The organism is Sporosarcina cascadiensis (assembly GCF_009650995.1).
GTDB classification, from domain to species: Bacteria; Bacillota; Bacilli; order Bacillales_A; family Planococcaceae; genus Sporosarcina; species Sporosarcina cascadiensis.
Genome location: NZ_WHVV01000003.1, coordinates 24,752 through 40,359, shown reverse-complemented (window position 1 = coordinate 40,359; position 15,608 = coordinate 24,752). Strand labels below are relative to the sequence as shown.

Annotated in this window: 19 protein-coding genes; 9 read left to right on the top strand and 10 right to left on the bottom strand. The window is 45.4% G+C overall.

Features of this window, described 5'->3' with window-relative positions; all coding sequences use genetic code 11:
* The 5 genes from GDZ68_RS04160 to GDZ68_RS04140 form a co-directional block, all read right to left on the bottom strand.
* Nucleotides 1–1,209 (bottom strand): metallophosphoesterase family protein, encoded by a 1,209-nt coding sequence (locus GDZ68_RS04160; RefSeq protein ID WP_153721010.1) that lies wholly within the window; start codon nucleotides 1,207–1,209, stop codon nucleotides 1–3.
* 109 nt (nucleotides 1,210–1,318) lie between these two features.
* A complete protein-coding gene (locus GDZ68_RS04155; protein WP_153721009.1) occupies nucleotides 1,319–2,578 on the bottom strand; it encodes an ABC transporter permease in 1,260 nt (419 codons plus the stop codon).
* Nucleotides 2,571–3,470 carry an ABC transporter ATP-binding protein gene (locus GDZ68_RS04150; protein ID WP_153721008.1) on the bottom strand — a complete coding sequence of 300 codons (900 nt, stop codon included), beginning with the start codon at nucleotides 3,468–3,470 and terminating at the stop codon, nucleotides 2,571–2,573. Before GDZ68_RS04150 ends, GDZ68_RS04155 begins: the two co-directional genes overlap by 8 nt.
* A 69-nt stretch (nucleotides 3,471–3,539) precedes the next feature.
* Complete coding sequence (locus GDZ68_RS04145; RefSeq protein ID WP_153721007.1) at nucleotides 3,540–3,851, bottom strand: hypothetical protein; 312 nt, start codon at nucleotides 3,849–3,851, stop codon at nucleotides 3,540–3,542.
* A gap of 3 nt (nucleotides 3,852–3,854) precedes the next feature.
* Nucleotides 3,855–4,052 (bottom strand): helix-turn-helix transcriptional regulator, encoded by a 198-nt coding sequence (locus tag GDZ68_RS04140; protein ID WP_153721006.1) that lies wholly within the window; start codon nucleotides 4,050–4,052, stop codon nucleotides 3,855–3,857.
* A 166-nt stretch (nucleotides 4,053–4,218) separates the two neighbouring features.
* Here GDZ68_RS04140 and GDZ68_RS04135 point away from each other — a divergent pair, with 166 nt between their 5' ends.
* Together GDZ68_RS04135 and mgsA are read left to right on the top strand one after the other, a co-directional pair.
* Nucleotides 4,219–4,404, top strand: a complete 186-nt coding sequence (locus GDZ68_RS04135) for a YhzD family protein (RefSeq protein ID WP_153721005.1) — start codon at nucleotides 4,219–4,221, stop codon at nucleotides 4,402–4,404.
* 375 nt (nucleotides 4,405–4,779) lie between these two features.
* Nucleotides 4,780–5,184 (top strand): methylglyoxal synthase, encoded by a 405-nt coding sequence (gene mgsA / locus GDZ68_RS04130; protein WP_153721004.1) that lies wholly within the window; start codon nucleotides 4,780–4,782, stop codon nucleotides 5,182–5,184.
* 336 nt (nucleotides 5,185–5,520) lie between these two features.
* Here mgsA and GDZ68_RS04125 read toward each other — a convergent pair whose 3' ends face one another.
* The 4 genes from GDZ68_RS04125 to GDZ68_RS04110 all read right to left on the bottom strand — a co-directional run bounded on the left by GDZ68_RS04125 (nucleotide 5,521) and on the right by GDZ68_RS04110 (nucleotide 9,515).
* The gene (locus GDZ68_RS04125) at nucleotides 5,521–6,303 is read right to left on the bottom strand and encodes an enoyl-CoA hydratase (RefSeq protein WP_408020116.1); all 783 of its coding nucleotides are present in this window, start codon (nucleotides 6,301–6,303) and stop codon (nucleotides 5,521–5,523) included.
* A 119-nt stretch (nucleotides 6,304–6,422) separates the two neighbouring features.
* On the bottom strand, nucleotides 6,423–7,934 hold the full coding sequence (locus GDZ68_RS04120; protein ID WP_153721235.1) for a coproporphyrinogen III oxidase: 1,512 nt from the start codon (nucleotides 7,932–7,934) through the stop codon (nucleotides 6,423–6,425).
* Nucleotides 7,935–7,995: 61 nt separating this feature from the next.
* A complete protein-coding gene (locus GDZ68_RS04115) occupies nucleotides 7,996–8,346 on the bottom strand; it encodes a YlbF family regulator (protein ID WP_153721002.1) in 351 nt (116 codons plus the stop codon).
* A gap of 11 nt (nucleotides 8,347–8,357) precedes the next feature.
* Entirely contained in the window at nucleotides 8,358–9,515 is a 1,158-nt protein-coding gene (locus GDZ68_RS04110; RefSeq protein WP_153721001.1) for a DUF445 domain-containing protein, read from the bottom strand.
* Nucleotides 9,516–9,673: 158 nt separating this feature from the next.
* Here GDZ68_RS04110 and GDZ68_RS04105 point away from each other — a divergent pair, with 158 nt between their 5' ends.
* A complete protein-coding gene (locus GDZ68_RS04105; RefSeq protein ID WP_153721000.1) occupies nucleotides 9,674–10,453 on the top strand; it encodes a helical backbone metal receptor in 780 nt (259 codons plus the stop codon).
* Between the two features lies 1 nt (nucleotide 10,454).
* Here the strand turns inward: GDZ68_RS04105 and GDZ68_RS04100 are convergent, their stop codons facing one another.
* Nucleotides 10,455–10,847 carry a ferritin-like domain-containing protein gene (locus GDZ68_RS04100; protein WP_153720999.1) on the bottom strand — a complete coding sequence of 131 codons (393 nt, stop codon included), beginning with the start codon at nucleotides 10,845–10,847 and terminating at the stop codon, nucleotides 10,455–10,457.
* A gap of 79 nt (nucleotides 10,848–10,926) precedes the next feature.
* On the opposite strand from GDZ68_RS04100, the gene GDZ68_RS04095 reads away from it, so the two are divergent.
* From GDZ68_RS04095 to GDZ68_RS04070, 6 genes are all read left to right on the top strand, one after another.
* Nucleotides 10,927–11,130: a DUF5342 family protein gene (locus GDZ68_RS04095; RefSeq protein WP_153720998.1), complete on the top strand. Its 204-nt coding sequence runs from the start codon at nucleotides 10,927–10,929 to the stop codon at nucleotides 11,128–11,130.
* Between the two features lie 44 nt (nucleotides 11,131–11,174).
* Entirely contained in the window at nucleotides 11,175–11,327 is a 153-nt protein-coding gene (locus GDZ68_RS04090; RefSeq protein WP_153720997.1) for a hypothetical protein, read from the top strand.
* A gap of 1,084 nt (nucleotides 11,328–12,411) precedes the next feature.
* Nucleotides 12,412–13,752: a hemolysin family protein gene (locus GDZ68_RS04085; protein WP_194841051.1), complete on the top strand. Its 1,341-nt coding sequence runs from the start codon at nucleotides 12,412–12,414 to the stop codon at nucleotides 13,750–13,752.
* Between the two features lie 79 nt (nucleotides 13,753–13,831).
* The gene (locus GDZ68_RS04080; RefSeq protein ID WP_153720996.1) at nucleotides 13,832–14,251 is read left to right on the top strand and encodes a disulfide oxidoreductase; all 420 of its coding nucleotides are present in this window, start codon (nucleotides 13,832–13,834) and stop codon (nucleotides 14,249–14,251) included.
* Nucleotides 14,252–14,257: 6 nt separating this feature from the next.
* A complete protein-coding gene (locus tag GDZ68_RS04075) occupies nucleotides 14,258–14,731 on the top strand; it encodes a thioredoxin family protein (protein WP_153720995.1) in 474 nt (157 codons plus the stop codon).
* A 13-nt stretch (nucleotides 14,732–14,744) separates the two neighbouring features.
* The gene (locus GDZ68_RS04070) at nucleotides 14,745–15,587 is read left to right on the top strand and encodes an RluA family pseudouridine synthase (protein ID WP_153720994.1); all 843 of its coding nucleotides are present in this window, start codon (nucleotides 14,745–14,747) and stop codon (nucleotides 15,585–15,587) included.
* The last annotated feature ends 21 nt before the right edge of the window (nucleotides 15,588–15,608 follow it).

Sequence of the window (15,608 nt, the reverse complement as noted above, 5' to 3'; positions counted from 1 at the left end):
TCATCTCTCCTTCAGCAATTCCGCAGCCAATAAAGCCGCAGTCTGCTGTTTCAGCTGTTCCATATCATTCGCGGTCAGGCTCTCTAAATAGCGGCCGGCACGGTGGCTGTACAGGTCTTTCACAAGTCCTTGCCATTCATCCGCCGGCCAGCTTGCCAGTGTTTGTTCAACCGGTTCCAGCAATGCTGCCGGCAGCTCTTCATTCGAAACAGCCGGCCAGTCAATCGAAGTGATCCATACGAAAGGTTCTATCCCGCTGTATTGCTCCCTTAAAATGTCGAGCCACTCCCATTCTGACGACGCACGCTGCAAGTCGCCGGCCAGCCCTTCCGTATCTTCCATGATCAATTCCACCACCGCATTGCCCGACTCTGCGATAAACCTGTCAATTGTTTCCTGACACCTGGTCACCCAGTCATCCGCGTAGTCAATGCCTTCGCAGGAAACAGTCAGACGGCTGAAGACAATATCGGAAGTTCTGACAAAATTCAATGATGTTTTCCCGCGGGTAATCGATACATCATAAAACCCTTTTATACCTTGCTCTTTACGATGCCGTCCCTGAAGATTTCCGGGATAAACGACAGGCGGGTCTTCCGCTAACTGCTGACGTTTGTGAATATGCCCGAGTGCCCAATAGTGATAATTCTTCTCCTGCAGCTCACTGACAGTAAATGGCGCATAGACAGCATGTTCCGCGTCACCTGCCACACTGCCGTGCAAAAGACCGATATGGATTCCCTCATCTGAGGCAACTGGATAGTCCGCTATCATCGGCTCTGTCACATGACGCTGCGGATAGCTGAATCCATGCAGAAAGACCTTCTCTCCCCGGATAGTCAGCTGTTTTTGCTCCACTTCTTCGGAAAAAGTCTGTACATTCGCGGGCAATGAAACTCTTGTCCAGCTGCCCGCCAGATGATCGTGATTGCCGTATGTAATAAAAACCGGGATTTCCTTTTCATAAAGACGCTGCATGCCTTGCTGGAATCGTATTTGTGCACGCAGGCTGCGGTCTTCCCCGTCATAAAGATCGCCGACGATGACGATGAAATCCGGCCGGACCTTCACCGCATAGTCAATAAAACGGTCAAACGCCGAAAAAGTAGATTGCTGCAGCCTCGCCAATTCATTCGGACCTGCTGCCATGCCTTTAAACGGGCTGTCAAGATGCAGATCAGCTGTATGTAAAAAACGGATTGCCTCCATAGTTGCACCTCTTTCGTCGAATACTCGTTCTCTATTTTACCATAAGCACTCTCGAACTGGAAAGTGCATGCAAAAAGCCTGTCACCCCTTTCGGCGACAGGCTGCAAGTTTATTCTTTTCCGAGCTGAATGGCCTTCTTCAAGTCTTTCAATGAACGGGACGGGCCGTACATCAGCACGCCTCCGCGGTAGACTTTTGCTCCAAACCAGCCGAGAACCGCAATCGTCACGACCATGATCGCAATGGACAGCAATGGCTCCCATAATGGCAGATCGAGCATGCCTACCCGCAAGAACATAACCAGCGGTGCGAAAAACGGTACAAACGATGCGATTTTCAAATAGCCCAACTCTGGATTACCAAGGCCCGTCGCTGCAATAATGAACGCTGCGACTACCAGCAAGGACATCGGCATGATCATTTGCTGCACATCTTCTGTCCGGCTGACAAGCGAACCGAGCAATGCGGCAAGGGTTGCATAAAGAAAATAGCCCAGCAAGAAGAAAATTACCGCATAGACCAGCGTACTGACTTGCAGGTTTTCTAAGCTGAAGAATGCCGAAAAGTCATTCTCTTCTCCAATTGAAGACACTTTATAGGCGATGAACCCTGCTGCACCGTAAATTAGTATCTGTACAATCCCGAGTAATCCGATTCCGAGCACTTTTGCAAACATATGCTTAACCGGTGACACGCTCGAAATTAAAATTTCCATGACACGTGAAGACTTTTCCGTGGCTACTTCTGTCGCAATCATCGAAGAATAGATGATGACTGCAAAATAAATGACGAACATCAGCACATACACGAGCACCCGTGCCTGATTCAGCTCATCCTCCGACTTAGCCGAAGCAGAAATGTTTTGCTTCTCAAAATGAATGGGCGCGAACAGCGTAGCTACTTCATCAGCGGACAATGAGAGCTGTTCGGCTTTCACTTCTGTCTGTATGGTCTGCAGCGCATCTTGCAAAGAAGACGGCAAATATTGATCTACTGAACTGGCTGATGTATAGGTCGCTTGTATTGTTTGTGAAGCATCAAGATGTAATTCAATGAAAGCATCTATTTTTTCAGCTTCCACTTGCTTCTCCAGCTGTTCTTTCGTTTCATTTGCAAGCTCTATTGTAATTTCTTCCTCATTCAGCTTCAGCTGTTGCTGCAGACGTTCCATCAATACTCCGCTGTCATCGAGCACGAGAACTTTATCTTCTTCTCCATCACCTATCCATTTACTCGCTGTATTAATAAGGCCGGGCAAATTGGCAAAGAGGAATATCCCCGCAACCATAATAAGTGTTGTGATGAAGAATGACTTCGTTTTTGCCTTCGTTACGAAACTCTGCCTGAAAATTATCCAAAACTCACGCATGTTCTTCCCCCACTTTCGCAATAAATATGTCTTGCAAAGATGGTTCTTCTATTCCAAAATGGCGAATCGGCCCTTTCAATAAAGCAGCCTGCAGCAATACATTCGCAATGCTTTCATTTTCCACCTGGAATACCGCGCCTTCCAATGAATGATGGGCTGTATTGACTCCGGGCAGAGCATCTAATTCTTCCAATGAAAAGTCTGCACGTATCCTGACATTCTGCTTGCCGAATGACCGTTTGACATCCCGTAAATTTCCACTGACAAGCTGCTGGCCATGATGTATGATGCTGAGCTGTTCACATAATTCTTCCACATGATCCATACGGTGACTGGAAAAAAGAATGGTCGCCCCGCTGTTTCGAAAATCGATGATAGCCCGTTTCAGCATCTCCACATTGACTGGATCCAGACCTGAGAACGGTTCATCCAGAATCAGCAGTTTCGGATCATGCATCAAGGAGGCAATCACCTGGATCTTCTGCTGATTCCCTTTAGACAATTCCTCTACTTTTTTATCCGTATAATGCGGGACTTCAAAACGCTCCAGCCACTGAAGCGCAGCCTTTTTCGCCGCCGTTTTATTCATCCCTCGCAGCTGTCCAAGAAAAACAAGCTGCTCCAGCACCTTCATTTTCGGATAAAGTCCCCGCTCTTCCGGTAAATAACCGATGAGCGGGCTTGTCGCATAGGTTATTTTCTGCCCGTTCCAATGGATGGAACCTTCTGTTGTATTCAGCAAGCCAAGAATCATACGGAAAGTTGTCGTCTTGCCAGCCCCATTGGCTCCAAGAAAGCCGTACATCGTACCTTCTTCAACTGTCAGTGACAGATGGTCTACTGCCGTAAAGTCTCCAAATCGTTTGGTCACTTGTTCAAGCTGTAATGCCATGCATATAAGTCTCCTCTCAGTCTCTTTATCTAGTTCTACGTTCCACATCTCGAATTGTTTCAAGATTCTTTAATTATTTCGGCTGGCAACGGCTGCACCGATTGTATAAGACAGCATATGAACTGCCCAGATTGCTGTTAAAATAAAGAACGCAGGACCCGGCCCCTCCATTAATATAGCAATCAGCCATCCTATCAAAACGGCTGCTGTTGTGGCAAACCAGGAATAGGAACGCGCCTGGCGATGTATCGTCTGGTATCTTTCGTCATAACGTCTTTGTTTCTTGCCGATTCTCCAGCTGATTAACAGTATAATTCCTGTAATTGCCAGTCCCAGCGGCAAACCCAGCAAAAATGAACCAATATTAAAACCTTCATACATAATCTATTCCTCCTCATAAATGAATATTTCTTCTATCCTGCAGCCAAACAAGTTTGAAATCTTAAATGCAAGCACTAAGGACGGATTATATTTTCCTTTTTCTAAGGAAATAATAGTCTGCCGTGACACATCTAATTTTTCCGCCAAGCCATCTTGCGTCCATCCCATTTCAACCCGCCTGGCTTTAATGTGGTTGTTCACCTTTATCACCCTTTTCTGATCAATATAATGTAAAGGAAGCTTTACGTAAACTTTACTTTACATTTCTTTTAATGTCAAGCAAACTTTACACAGCAATATAAGTGAATGGCTATTCATTACTAGTATTTCATAGTATACTGATTAAAAAGAAGATGGAGGAGATTGAATGAAGACATACAAACTGACTGCATACGAAAAAGACGGAACACTGATTACAGATGAAGCTTTTACTGCAGAAAATGATGACGCTGCAAAAGAACAGGGCCGCCAGCTGCTCACTGAAAAAGAGTTGCTGGAGCGCACACACCGACTGGCTTCCCCGCTTGGAAAGCTATTGTTATTTCATGTTTAAAAAGAGACTGTTCCCGATTTATAACGGGACAGTCTCTTTTTCCGCATATAACCGACATTCTTCTTCTAAATTGAACAGAATATCGAGTTTGATTTGTTTAAAAGTGTATTTATTCCTTTCTTTATATCTCCTTTTCCTCCAAATTATTTCCCGGGAAACTTTTTCTTTTAGACAGTATTAATGTTATCAATAAAAAGGGACGAAAAATTCAGTAAAACGATTCTTCCAGCAGCACAGAAAAATGTAAACCCTTTCATTTTTCACTATTTATTATTTTATCAGAGAATTTTATATACAGTCTAATAAAAGCGAGATTTTTCTCTTAATTTGTGATAAGCTATCCTCGTCAATAACTCGTAGAAGGAAGTGACTGGTTTGAACATTGCCTTAATTGCGCATGATGAAAAAAAGTCTGAATTAGTGAATTTCACAATTGCCTATGAACAAATATTCGCAAAACATACTCTCTACGCAACAGGTACAACCGGGAAAAGAATCATGGAAGAAACAGAGCTTTCCATTCACTGTCTTATGTCAGGCCCGCTTGGCGGTGACCAGCAGATCGGCGCTATGATCGCCACTGGAAAACTGGATTTAATCTTATTTTTCCGTGACCCGCTGACAGCACAGCCGCATGAGCCAGATGTCAGTGCACTGCTTCGATTATGTGATGTGTACGGTATTCCGCTGGCCACAAACCTGGCCTCTGCAGAACTATTGCTGCGAGCGATTGAAAAAGGGTATTTTTCCTGGCGGGAAACTGCTGCGAAATATCAATAAAACAGTTTATGATAGTAAACAAAGCTGCCGGGAAAGTCATTTTTGACTTTCCCGGCAGCTTTGTCGTGTAAGCGTAAATAAAGAAACGCGCCAAAGTGTCATCCCACCGAGCCAAAACCGGCGGGAAACGAACCAAAACTAGCCAGAACCGCACGTTACGCGAGATTCAGCGAACCAAACTGTCGCAGCACCGCACCAAAACGCGTCCCCGCCGAACCAAACAACGCCAGGCCAGAGTCGAGTATTTCACACAGCCTCCTGCTGCGGCGCAGTCAATGCCTAATTAACTTAAAGAACTCGCGGGAAATAAGACAAATAGGAATTCACCAGTCTTCCTTACTGACCTGTAAAACTGGGCTTTCTTTTCTCAACGAATGCCTGGATTCCTTCCCGGTGGTCTGAAGTTCTGCGCATCGCTGCCTGTCCTTCACTCTCCAACTCTACCACTCTCTTCAGTTTTTCAATTCCGGCTGCATGTAAAATCTGTTTGGATGCAGCCATGGAAGCTGTGGGAGAATGCAGGATCTGCTGTGCGCGCTGCTGTGCAGCATTCCAAGCTTCGCCGTCCGCCACTACCTGATCAATAAGTCCGATCTGAGCTGCACGTTTACCGTCCATCACTTCACCCGACCAGATCAGCTGCTTCGCTCTCGCTGTACCCACTCGCTCTTTCAGGAAGAAATGACCGCCGCCGTCCGGCAACAGACCAATCCCAATGAAATTCATCGCAATCTTGCTTGATTCTTCTGCAATGACTATATCACAGGCAATCGCAATACTGCATCCAAGTCCCGCCGCTGCACCATGGACAGATGCAATCGTGATTTGAGGCATACTGTACAAAGCTAGAGCAAGTCTTGATAAGTCGACCATAATATCTTCCATTTTCATCGGTCCGTGCGGGTCAAGCATCGCTTTTACGTTACCGCCGGCAGAGAATGCGCGGCCTGCTCCGCGGAACAGCACGACGTGTACAGTTGAATTCCCTTTTAACTCATCGACGACATCCGCCAGCTCTCTCATCATTTCTCCGTCCATTGCATTCATCGCTGACGGTTGATTAAATGTAACCGTTGCCAATCTGTCTTGAATTTCCACTTCGATCTGTTTTGTCATCATCATTTCCCCCTTTATTATGAATGGTCGTTCATTCATAACATTATACACAATTACCTGAGCATTTGCACAACCATCTCTAAAAAAATTCCCCAATCAGCAATGTGACCGGGGAACTTTTATTAATCTATAGAGTGAACGGAAGGAAACAATTCCTCCAAATACGCTATTTTCTTATCAATTGACTCTTCAAAACCAAGGATATAAGCTGCAGGTTCTTTAGGATTGTGGAACTGTGTGAGCTTGCCGGTTTCAGGATCCATGAACTTGCTTGAAGCTCCGCAGCCCAGTCCAATAATCGTCTGCGCTTCTTCCATAATTAAGATATTATACAGACTCTCTTCTCCCGGCTTTGAATAGCCCACATTTTCTAGATTACCCAAGATATTCTTTTGACGGTAGAGATAATATGGAATATAACCGTTCGTCTCCGCCCATTCTTCGCCGCGCTGCATCATCTTGCCGACAGTTTCTCGATCTGCCACACGATACTTATCCTTATTGCGCGTCATTTCAGAAGCCCGTTTAAATGACAGTGTATGGATTGTCAGCGACTCTGGCTGCATTTTTTCCGTCTCCGCCAATGAATGCTCGAACTCCTCCAAACCTTCATTCGGCAGGCCGATTATCAGGTCCATATTAATATTACGCATGCCTTGTTCACGGGACAGCCAATACTTGTCGATTGTTTCCTGCACGCTGTGATGACGTCCGATCGCTTTCAGTGTTTCGTCAGTATAGGACTGGGGATTTACACTGATTCGATCGATTCCCCACTTCTTCAGCACTTCCAGTTTCGGCACCGTAATCGTATCAGGCCGGCCCGCTTCCACTGTCACTTCACGCACTTGCTCCATGTATGGAAAGGAATCTGCCATGGTCTGATACAGCGCATCCATTTCATCCGCCTCAATCGAGGTCGGTGTGCCGCCGCCGAAATAAATTGTCGTAATCCGGATATCACGCTCTTTCAACCAGCTTCCGATTGCACGCATCTCTTCATGCAAACCGTCCAGAAAGTTTTCCACACGGCCGTTTTTTCGGTGAATGGCATAAGCTGGAAATGTACAGTATGCGCACTTTGTCGGACAGAACGGAATGCCGATATAAATACTCACTTCCTGTTTCAGCGAATAAAGGTCAGGCAGCGCGTTAAGCTGAATGTCCGCGATTTGTGCGATCAATTCACTTTTCCGCATCGATACTCGGTGGCGCTGCTGTAATAATTGCTTTGCTTTGTCAGTCGTATAACCATCTTGTTTATACATATGATAAAGCTTAGTCGGCCGAATGCCGGTCAGTATGCCCCATTCCTGCTGCATGCCGGTTGCTTGTTCTAATACATCGAGCAGGACATGTGAATACATTCTTTTTTTCTGACGCACCAGCTCTTTTTCTTCTGTCTCTGCTGCAGATTCTGCAAAATCAGAAGTGTATTGCCGGCCATTCCAATGCAATACCGCTGAAATGCTTGGCTCTGGCCCATTCATTTGTTCAGAAAATCGTATGTCAATAGCGGCGTCATCTACAGTTTCAGTTCCTACTTTTGATTGTTCAAAAAATAGATTGGCCAGATGGGTGAACATCCGGATCCAGTCTTGCGGAAACTCTTCAAATACATTTAGTTGCTGCATCATTCTCTCCTACTCTCCATCGATTGAAAAAAACCGGCCTGGGCCGGTTCCAATTATACTATTAATTGAAGCTTTCATAAAGGTCTTGCACAGGCTTCAACACAACACGGTTTACTTCTTCAATCAATTCGCTGAGCTTCATTTCTGCAGTCAGCATCGCCATGATTTTCGGATTTTCTTGGGCTAATTGTGCAGTCTTCTGTGCATGTTCAAGTTCTTCTCCTGCAATTTCCTCGCCGGCCATCTGTTTCTGCTGCAGATTCATTTGGATTTCACGGAAGCTTTCAAACAATACTCGGGCCTCTTCATCGCTCTTCACATCTTCCATAGCCGCTTTCACTTCTACATACTGATCTGTCTTGCGCAAAGTAGATTCCAACTTATTCATATCGTCATAAATATTCACTGTCATGTAAATTCCTCCTAGATTCCATTTAATGTGATAGCTATAATCCCTTGAATGATTCCGATCGCGCCGCCAAGCACTGCGCCAAGAACCGTAATCATTTTAAACTCTCTGCGTGAAATACCGAGTACCAAATCCTCCAGAACAGCAACCGGGAATGTATCGACCTGTTCTTTCACCATTTCGTCGAGCTTTAATTTCTGTAATGACTGCTCCAACTGAAGCTCTGCCTGCTTGAAGACAAACTTCACAATCTGCGGTGTGATATTGTCTGCAGTCCATTCCGCTCCCTTCGGCCAATAATGCTCTAAACTGTGGTCGAGCCGGTCTCTAAGTGCCAATTGATCCAGCGCATATTTTCTCACGGAATGAAAGACACTGTCGAAGTCGAACTCTGCCGTCAGTTTTTCCATTGGCTGCTGCTGGATATTGCGCCACTCTTTCCAGATCAGCTTATCGAGCAATTCCTTCGTTCCTGGTGCTCCCGCAAATCGCAGTGCTTCCCGCTGTATCTTACCGACGAGCGAATCCGAGTCTCCGAAGAACATATTCAGCATGCCGCCGAATGTTCCTTTTGAATTAAGGAAATCATCAATCAGCTTTTGGAACGTCTCTCTTCCTTCAGTTGAGTCAATATACTGTTCTGCACGCTGCAGCAAGAAATCCGAGGCAAGCGGAATTCTTTCCTCCACTTGCTGCTGCCAGCGCAGCGGGACAACTTCTTCCACCGTTCCAGTTGTCACTTTTAATTTCATTTCGGTCAATTGACGGTCGATCAATGTGAGCATTTTATCTTCCACTTGTTCCGGCAGATCCGCAGCCCCTGCGATTTCAAGCCAGTCATTCAATGTCTTGTCCGATTGCAGGATGTATTTATTCATTTTATCCTGAACAAACTTCTCCACACGCTCTTCCATGACAGGCGTCATCAGCTTTCTCCTGAAGAGATCAGGCGTCAGCAAATAATTCGTTACCGTCTTTCCCAGCTGCACCGCAAGCTCGCTGCGCCGTTTCGGAATCAAGCCAGGCGTAAACGGCAAGCGTGTTTTCCCAATAAATTTCGGTTCATGCGGCCTGAAAAGCATCTTGATCGCCAGGTGGTTCGTTACCCCGCCAATCAGCGCTCCAATAAACGCCATGAACAAAATTGTCAGCACTATTGTCAATCTTTTCACCTTATTCCACTTGGTCTTCGTCCAATTATAACAAAAACCAGCTGAATGAAAAGAAATTCGAGGCGGGGATTTTTGGCTTTACAATCAGGATTGAATCAGGTACGTTGCAAGTAGCGTCATTTCAGCTTTCTTATCATATAAAGGAGGTCAATGAATTCATGAAAAAAGAAGTTACCGATCATTTGGGCAGAACGCTGTTGTATGAGTTTCCTCCAAAGCGCATCGTGACATTGTGCCCCGGCATCACAGAAACTTTATTCGCATTGGGATTGGAAGAGGAAATCGCCGGACGAACAAGATATTGCATCTATCCTGAGGCCGCAAAACAAGTTCCTGCCGTCGCCGGGACGAAGGATTTGAATCTGGAGAAAATTCATGCTGTCAAACCAGATCTGATTATTATGGAAAAAGAAGAAAACACAAAGGAAATGGTCGAGACACTGTCAGAATTTTATCCAGTCTATGTAGCAGAAGTCCAAACGATTGATGATGCGTTTCGGATGATCACGGACATGGGTACTCTGACAGACCGTCAGCAGCAGGCAGATTTATTGGCCGCGGATATTAATCAGGCATTTGCAGAACTCCCTGCATTACCTGCTGCACGGGTAGCATACGTCATCTGGAAAAAACCTTATATGGTGGCAGGCAGGAGTACATACATTAACACGCTTCTTCAGCGAATCGGCTTCATCACACCGTTTGCCGAATCGGCTGACCGCTACCCCGCTGTGACGGAAGAACAATTTAAAGAAGCCAAGCTGGATCTCGTTTTATTAGCTTCAGAACCGTATCCGTTCAAAGAGAAACAGCAAAAGCAATTCCAAGACATGCTGCCGGATTCATCGATTCAGCTGATTGACGGCGAAATGTTCTGGTACGGGGCCCGCATGCTGCTGAGTGCAAATTATTTACAGACTTATGATTTTGATCTTTGATTCATTTCGTTCCATTATAGATCGTGGACATTCTAATTGCATGCTCCATCTCATCATTCATCGCAATGAAAAGTGGATCATGGGCCTGATCAAAAGGCGCTTTCAAAAGCATTTCTTTGTAAACTTCCACCGCTTCCAGTTCGTCAACCAGCGCATTTTTCGCACATTCTTTTAAATTTGTGCACGGCGCCATTTTTTTCGGATTCGGCACGAAGCTTCCCGTCATCATATAGTGGAGCTGCTGGAACATTTCATAGTGGCTCTTCTCGTCTTCATAAGCATGTCGGATAAATTCCTGCCACAGCGGATCACTGGTCAGCTGATACATCGACTTATAATAAAAGTAAGATCTATATTCATCTTCGACGGCATTTCGTAATTGCGTAACAAACACACACTCATCCTTTCGCTCTTTTGCTCATTTTATGAAAAGAATGGTTAGGATATCACCAAAATTAAAGGAGATGCTACAGATGCTGCAACATTTCAGTCATAAAAAAATGTTTGAAGGAACGGATCTCCCGGGCTGGACAATTTCTTTTTACTATCAAAACCAGCAGTATGCAGGCGATTACCATAAAGACGGTTCGGTGAATTGGACAAAAGGCATACCGCCGAATGAAACCGAAGTCTTGAAAATGGTTCACGACTTGATGACTTACCATGTCTATGAATGATTTTTCTGCTGAACGGCCATCCTTATACTGGAGGAGGTGCTGTTATGAGCAAAGAGAAATCCGAAGGCAAACAGCAGCTGGAGAAAGAGCGTCTGCAAAAACAGGCACAGAAAACCGAAAATGTTTTCGAAGACCAAAGCCGTATTCCCAACGAACAAAATGCCTTCAAAGAAACCCAGCCCAAATACGGAGAGTAACCAAAAGAACCTTGCTTTTTCAGAAGGTTCTTTTGGTTTGAATTTTAAGAGTCCTAACCAAAATTTGTGCTTGACAGACTCTGATTTGACTGTAATTGCGCAATATTAGGGTAAAGGGGAAGAGACCGTTCCCCTGCGTTCCAGGCGGACGCGTTCCGGAGGGCCCGCGGTAAGCCAACTTGGTCGCTTCGCTCCCGCAAGTTATCTTACCTGTCGAGCTGATCCTCCCGGAGTCGCTTTAGCCGCGGGCTTCACACGAAGTGAGTCAGGCAACCGTTGCCAAGCGAACAGCGTAGGGTTCGCTTTGCCGTATTTCTGTGGTCTTTGCAGAAATTAAGGCACTTGCGGCGTACTTAGGTTGCCTTCCACTTCGGTACACTGGCTGGTTTTTCAATATTTTTGGTGTGAGTAGGCAGTATGAGCATTCTATTTGAGGCTAGCACGATAGGTAAGGTGTTTCATGCAATACTTAGCATTCACCAGGGACACAGGTCCTTGTGATCAATGTATTTGAAAAGTCGAGAAACGAAAATACACCAGCTAAATCCGGACTCAGTAAAAAAACAACATGACATACATTCCCCACGCCAGCGAAGGCGCAACTGCGGGGTCGGCCGTTGCCATGAGCCAACTGGCACGGTCTTCGCCAGCTGGCTCATGGCGTAAGGCAATCCCCCAGCGCCGAAGCGGATTTAAACTGCAAACTCACACCTCATTAAAACTTCCTGCAAAGTCAAGTAACGAAACGCACACAAACTAAATCCACACACTGCCAAACTGCAGAAAGATTTTCGCAATACGCACATGACAGATTGTAAAGAACAGTTTTTGGCGCAGACCAAATTTTTAATAGTGAGTATGTGGCGGAAGACCGTTTCCTTACGTATCGAGCTACGGCTCACCCCGAATTCAAACTGCCGACCAAGTTACCTTTCACTCTCTTCATAATATATTCGCCGATAATAAGCGCCAGGAATTGTGTTTTCTCTATAAATAAATTATTATAAAAGATAACTAACTTTACATTACAGGAGGTGTACGCTTTGTGCTTTTTCCCCATTCGGTCTAAGCGCGGAGCCATTATTTGGACATTGCCATACGTTTGGCAGCATTTGCTGCCTTGATCGCACTCACCGCTTTTTTTGTCGCGTGTGAATTTGCCATCGTGAAAGTCCGTACGTCCCGACTCGATCAGCTGATCGTTGAAGGTAACAAACGAGCGGTGCTTTCAAAAAAGATTGCTGATAACTTAGATGAATACCTGTCCGCGTGTCAGCTCGGAATTACTATCACTGCACTCGGTCTCGGTATGCTCGGTGAGCCGACAGTCAAATTAATGCTCGCGCCGCTTTTTGACAGGCTTGCGCTCGATCTGAATGTGGAAACCATCCTTTCATTCGGTATCGCATTGGCGATTGTCACGTATCTCCATGTCGTCGTGGGAGAACTTGCCCCGAAGACCATAGCCTTGCATAAAGCGGAACAATTGTCGCTGACGCTTTCTGTACCATTGAATATCTTTTACCGGTTGATGTATCCGATTATCAAAGGGATGAACGTATCTGCCCGTCTAGTTACGCGATTACTTGGCTTCAAATCCATATCTGAATTAGAAGTAGCACACACCGAGGAAGAACTCCGTATCATCCTGTCAGACAGCTTGCGCAGCGGTGAAATTAATCAGGCAGAATACAAATATGTAAACCGGATTTTCGAGTTTGACGACCGGATTGCGAAAGAAATTATGCTGCCCCGTACGGAAATGATGACTATAGACAAAAGTATGACGTTATCGGACGTCTTTGAATTGATAGATGTGGAGCAATATACACGCTATCCGATTATCGACGGGGACAAAGACCATGTCATCGGCTTGATCAATATGAAACACTTGTTAACTGCTTATATTAAAGATCCGACTACCGGCGACAAGTCTGTCGTAAACTATATGCAGCCGATTATCCGGGTGATTGAGACCATGCCGATTGGGGATTTACTGCTGAAGATTCAGCGTGAACGTATCCATATGGCCATTTTGCTCGATGAATATGGCGGCACTTCGGGTCTTGTGACAATTGAAGATATTTTGGAGGAAATTGTTGGTGAAATCCGCGATGAATTCGATTTGGATGAATTGCCTGAGCTTCAGAAAATCGGACCTGATCATTATATTCTGGACGCCAAAATGCTCATTGAAAATGTTAATCATGCGCTTGAAATTGAGATTCTGGAAGAAGATATCGATACAATCGGCGGCTGGTTCATGGACCAGCGTTTTGAAGCCGTTCCGGGTGAGAAGATTATTGAACAGGGCTATGAATTCACCGTAAAAGAAGTAGATGGCCACCACATTCTCTATTTAGAAGCAATAAAACAGCGTTCTGAGGAACAAAACCCAGAAAGTGATAACAGCGCTGCGTTATAATCGAAAAGCTTTCCTGCCTGCCGGGAAAGCTTTTATCATGATTAACAGAGTGATAGTAAAAAGAAAGAAGTGAATAGATATGACAAAAAAGCAAGAAAATCTTCTGCTATTCATTTGGACAACGGCATTGACCGCCACTCTCGGTTCTCTTTATTTTTCCGAGATTAAAGGATATGTGCCCTGCACACTCTGCTGGTATCAGCGCATATTCATGTATCCGATTGTATTGATTGCCCTTATCGCACTTATTCAGAAAAATGCTTCTGCCGCGTTAACGACTGCCGCATTTGCATTGATAGGCGGCGGGATTTCCCTCTATCATTATGGAATTCAAAAGCTCACCTTTCTGCAGGACAGTGCGCCTGTCTGCAAAGGGGCTTCCTGCACCGGCCAATATGTAAATTATTTTGGTTTTATCACCATCCCGTTCATGGCATTCATAGCATTTACTTTCATTTTTGCTGCAAGTCTCGTAATGTTGAAACAAACAAAGGAGTGACATTAATTGAAGAAGTTATTAGCCATTGGCGGAATTATAGTGGTGATTTTTATTTTAATCATCGTGCTGAACAACAAGTCGAATGAAAAGAAATTAACGGATAACCCGTATGGAACTGACCAGCTTGATCAGCGGACAGTTGATTTATTGTCTAATGAAAATTATCAAAACATCGTGCTGCCCGACGAGCTAGATAAGCAAATTGAGAGCGGTGAACCGACTACTGTTTATTATTTCAGTCCTGCCTGCCAGCACTGTATGGAATTCACGCCTCGGCTGATGCCGATTGCCGATGAATACGGTGTTCATATCTATCAGTATAATATGCTGGAATTGGACAAACAGCTGGATTCCAAATACGATATCATGGAATGGCCGGCGCTTGTTCATTACAAAGACGGTAAAGAAGAGTTCCGAATGATCGGCGGACACCCCGACGAAAACATCAAAGCATTTTTCGATGAAATTGAGAGTAACTAAGGAGGCTGACCAGATGACTAGTTTTCATTACACAACGATACAACCCGGTGAAACAGTGGAACAGCTCCTCCGCGAACAATGGCAGGGAGGTAAAAAGACGGTTCACCAAATGCGTATGGACAAAAGCGTAACCGATTCTGAAGGCCTTCCTGTCGAATGGAAAGAACCGCTGCCTGAAGGCACAGAGCTGACTTTCGCTTTTTCAGATGCACAGTCGTCATATAAACCCGAACCATTTGATTTGCTGAATATCGTTTGGGAAGATGAGCATTTACTGGCAGTGAATAAACGGGCCGGAGTTTCCGTTCACCCGGAACAAGCGCCGGGCACAGGCACCTTGATGAATGAAGTAATGGGTTACATCTCTTCTACAGGCGGCACTTACGCTGAGCACGTGCACCGTCTCGATCAGCATACAGCGGGAATTCTGCTGATCGCCAAGCACCCGATTGCCAAGACAATGCTCGACCGGATGCTCGAACAGAATAAAATCGACCGTTTCTATACAGCTGAAGTAGAAGGCCAGCTGAGAAAACCGCGCGGCACAATCAATATGCCGATCGGCAAAGACCGCTATCATGCGACACGCCGCAGAGTGTCCCCTTCCGGCCAGTCTGCAGTCACTCATTTTAAAGTCCTCGAACGCCTGGCCAACAGTACGTTGGTCGAAGCGCAGCTGGAGACAGGGCGCACGCATCAGATTCGTGTCCACTTCTCGCATATGGGCCATCCTGTTGTTGGTGATCAGCTGTACGGCAGCGAAACCATTGCCAGAGGTCCTTATAAATTAATCGCTTCAAAGGTTGCTTTTGAGCATCCGATCACTTCCGAAGCTGTCCTATTAGAAACTGAATAAAATGTAAAGATGCCCGCAGAC

Coding starts and splice junctions, on each gene's coding strand:
- GDZ68_RS04090 (WP_153720997.1), top strand. CDS start 11,175: ATGAGCAAAGAGAAATCCGAAGGCAAACAGCAGCTGGAGAAAGAGCGT.
- GDZ68_RS04150 (WP_153721008.1), bottom strand. CDS start 3,470: ATGGCATTACAGCTTGAACAAGTGACCAAACGATTTGGAGACTTTACG.
- GDZ68_RS04135 (WP_153721005.1), top strand. CDS start 4,219: ATGAAGACATACAAACTGACTGCATACGAAAAAGACGGAACACTGATT.
- GDZ68_RS04115 (WP_153721002.1), bottom strand. CDS start 8,346: ATGACAGTGAATATTTATGACGATATGAATAAGTTGGAATCTACTTTG.
- GDZ68_RS04080 (WP_153720996.1), top strand. CDS start 13,832: ATGACAAAAAAGCAAGAAAATCTTCTGCTATTCATTTGGACAACGGCA.
- GDZ68_RS04145 (WP_153721007.1), bottom strand. CDS start 3,851: ATGTATGAAGGTTTTAATATTGGTTCATTTTTGCTGGGTTTGCCGCTG.
- GDZ68_RS04120 (WP_153721235.1), bottom strand. CDS start 7,934: ATGCAGCAACTAAATGTATTTGAAGAGTTTCCGCAAGACTGGATCCGG.
- GDZ68_RS04095 (WP_153720998.1), top strand. CDS start 10,927: ATGCTGCAACATTTCAGTCATAAAAAAATGTTTGAAGGAACGGATCTC.
- GDZ68_RS04160 (WP_153721010.1), bottom strand. CDS start 1,209: ATGGAGGCAATCCGTTTTTTACATACAGCTGATCTGCATCTTGACAGC.
- GDZ68_RS04070 (WP_153720994.1), top strand. CDS start 14,745: ATGACTAGTTTTCATTACACAACGATACAACCCGGTGAAACAGTGGAA.
- GDZ68_RS04155 (WP_153721009.1), bottom strand. CDS start 2,578: ATGCGTGAGTTTTGGATAATTTTCAGGCAGAGTTTCGTAACGAAGGCA.
- GDZ68_RS04125 (WP_408020116.1), bottom strand. CDS start 6,303: ATGATGACAAAACAGATCGAAGTGGAAATTCAAGACAGATTGGCAACG.
- GDZ68_RS04105 (WP_153721000.1), top strand. CDS start 9,674: ATGAAAAAAGAAGTTACCGATCATTTGGGCAGAACGCTGTTGTATGAG.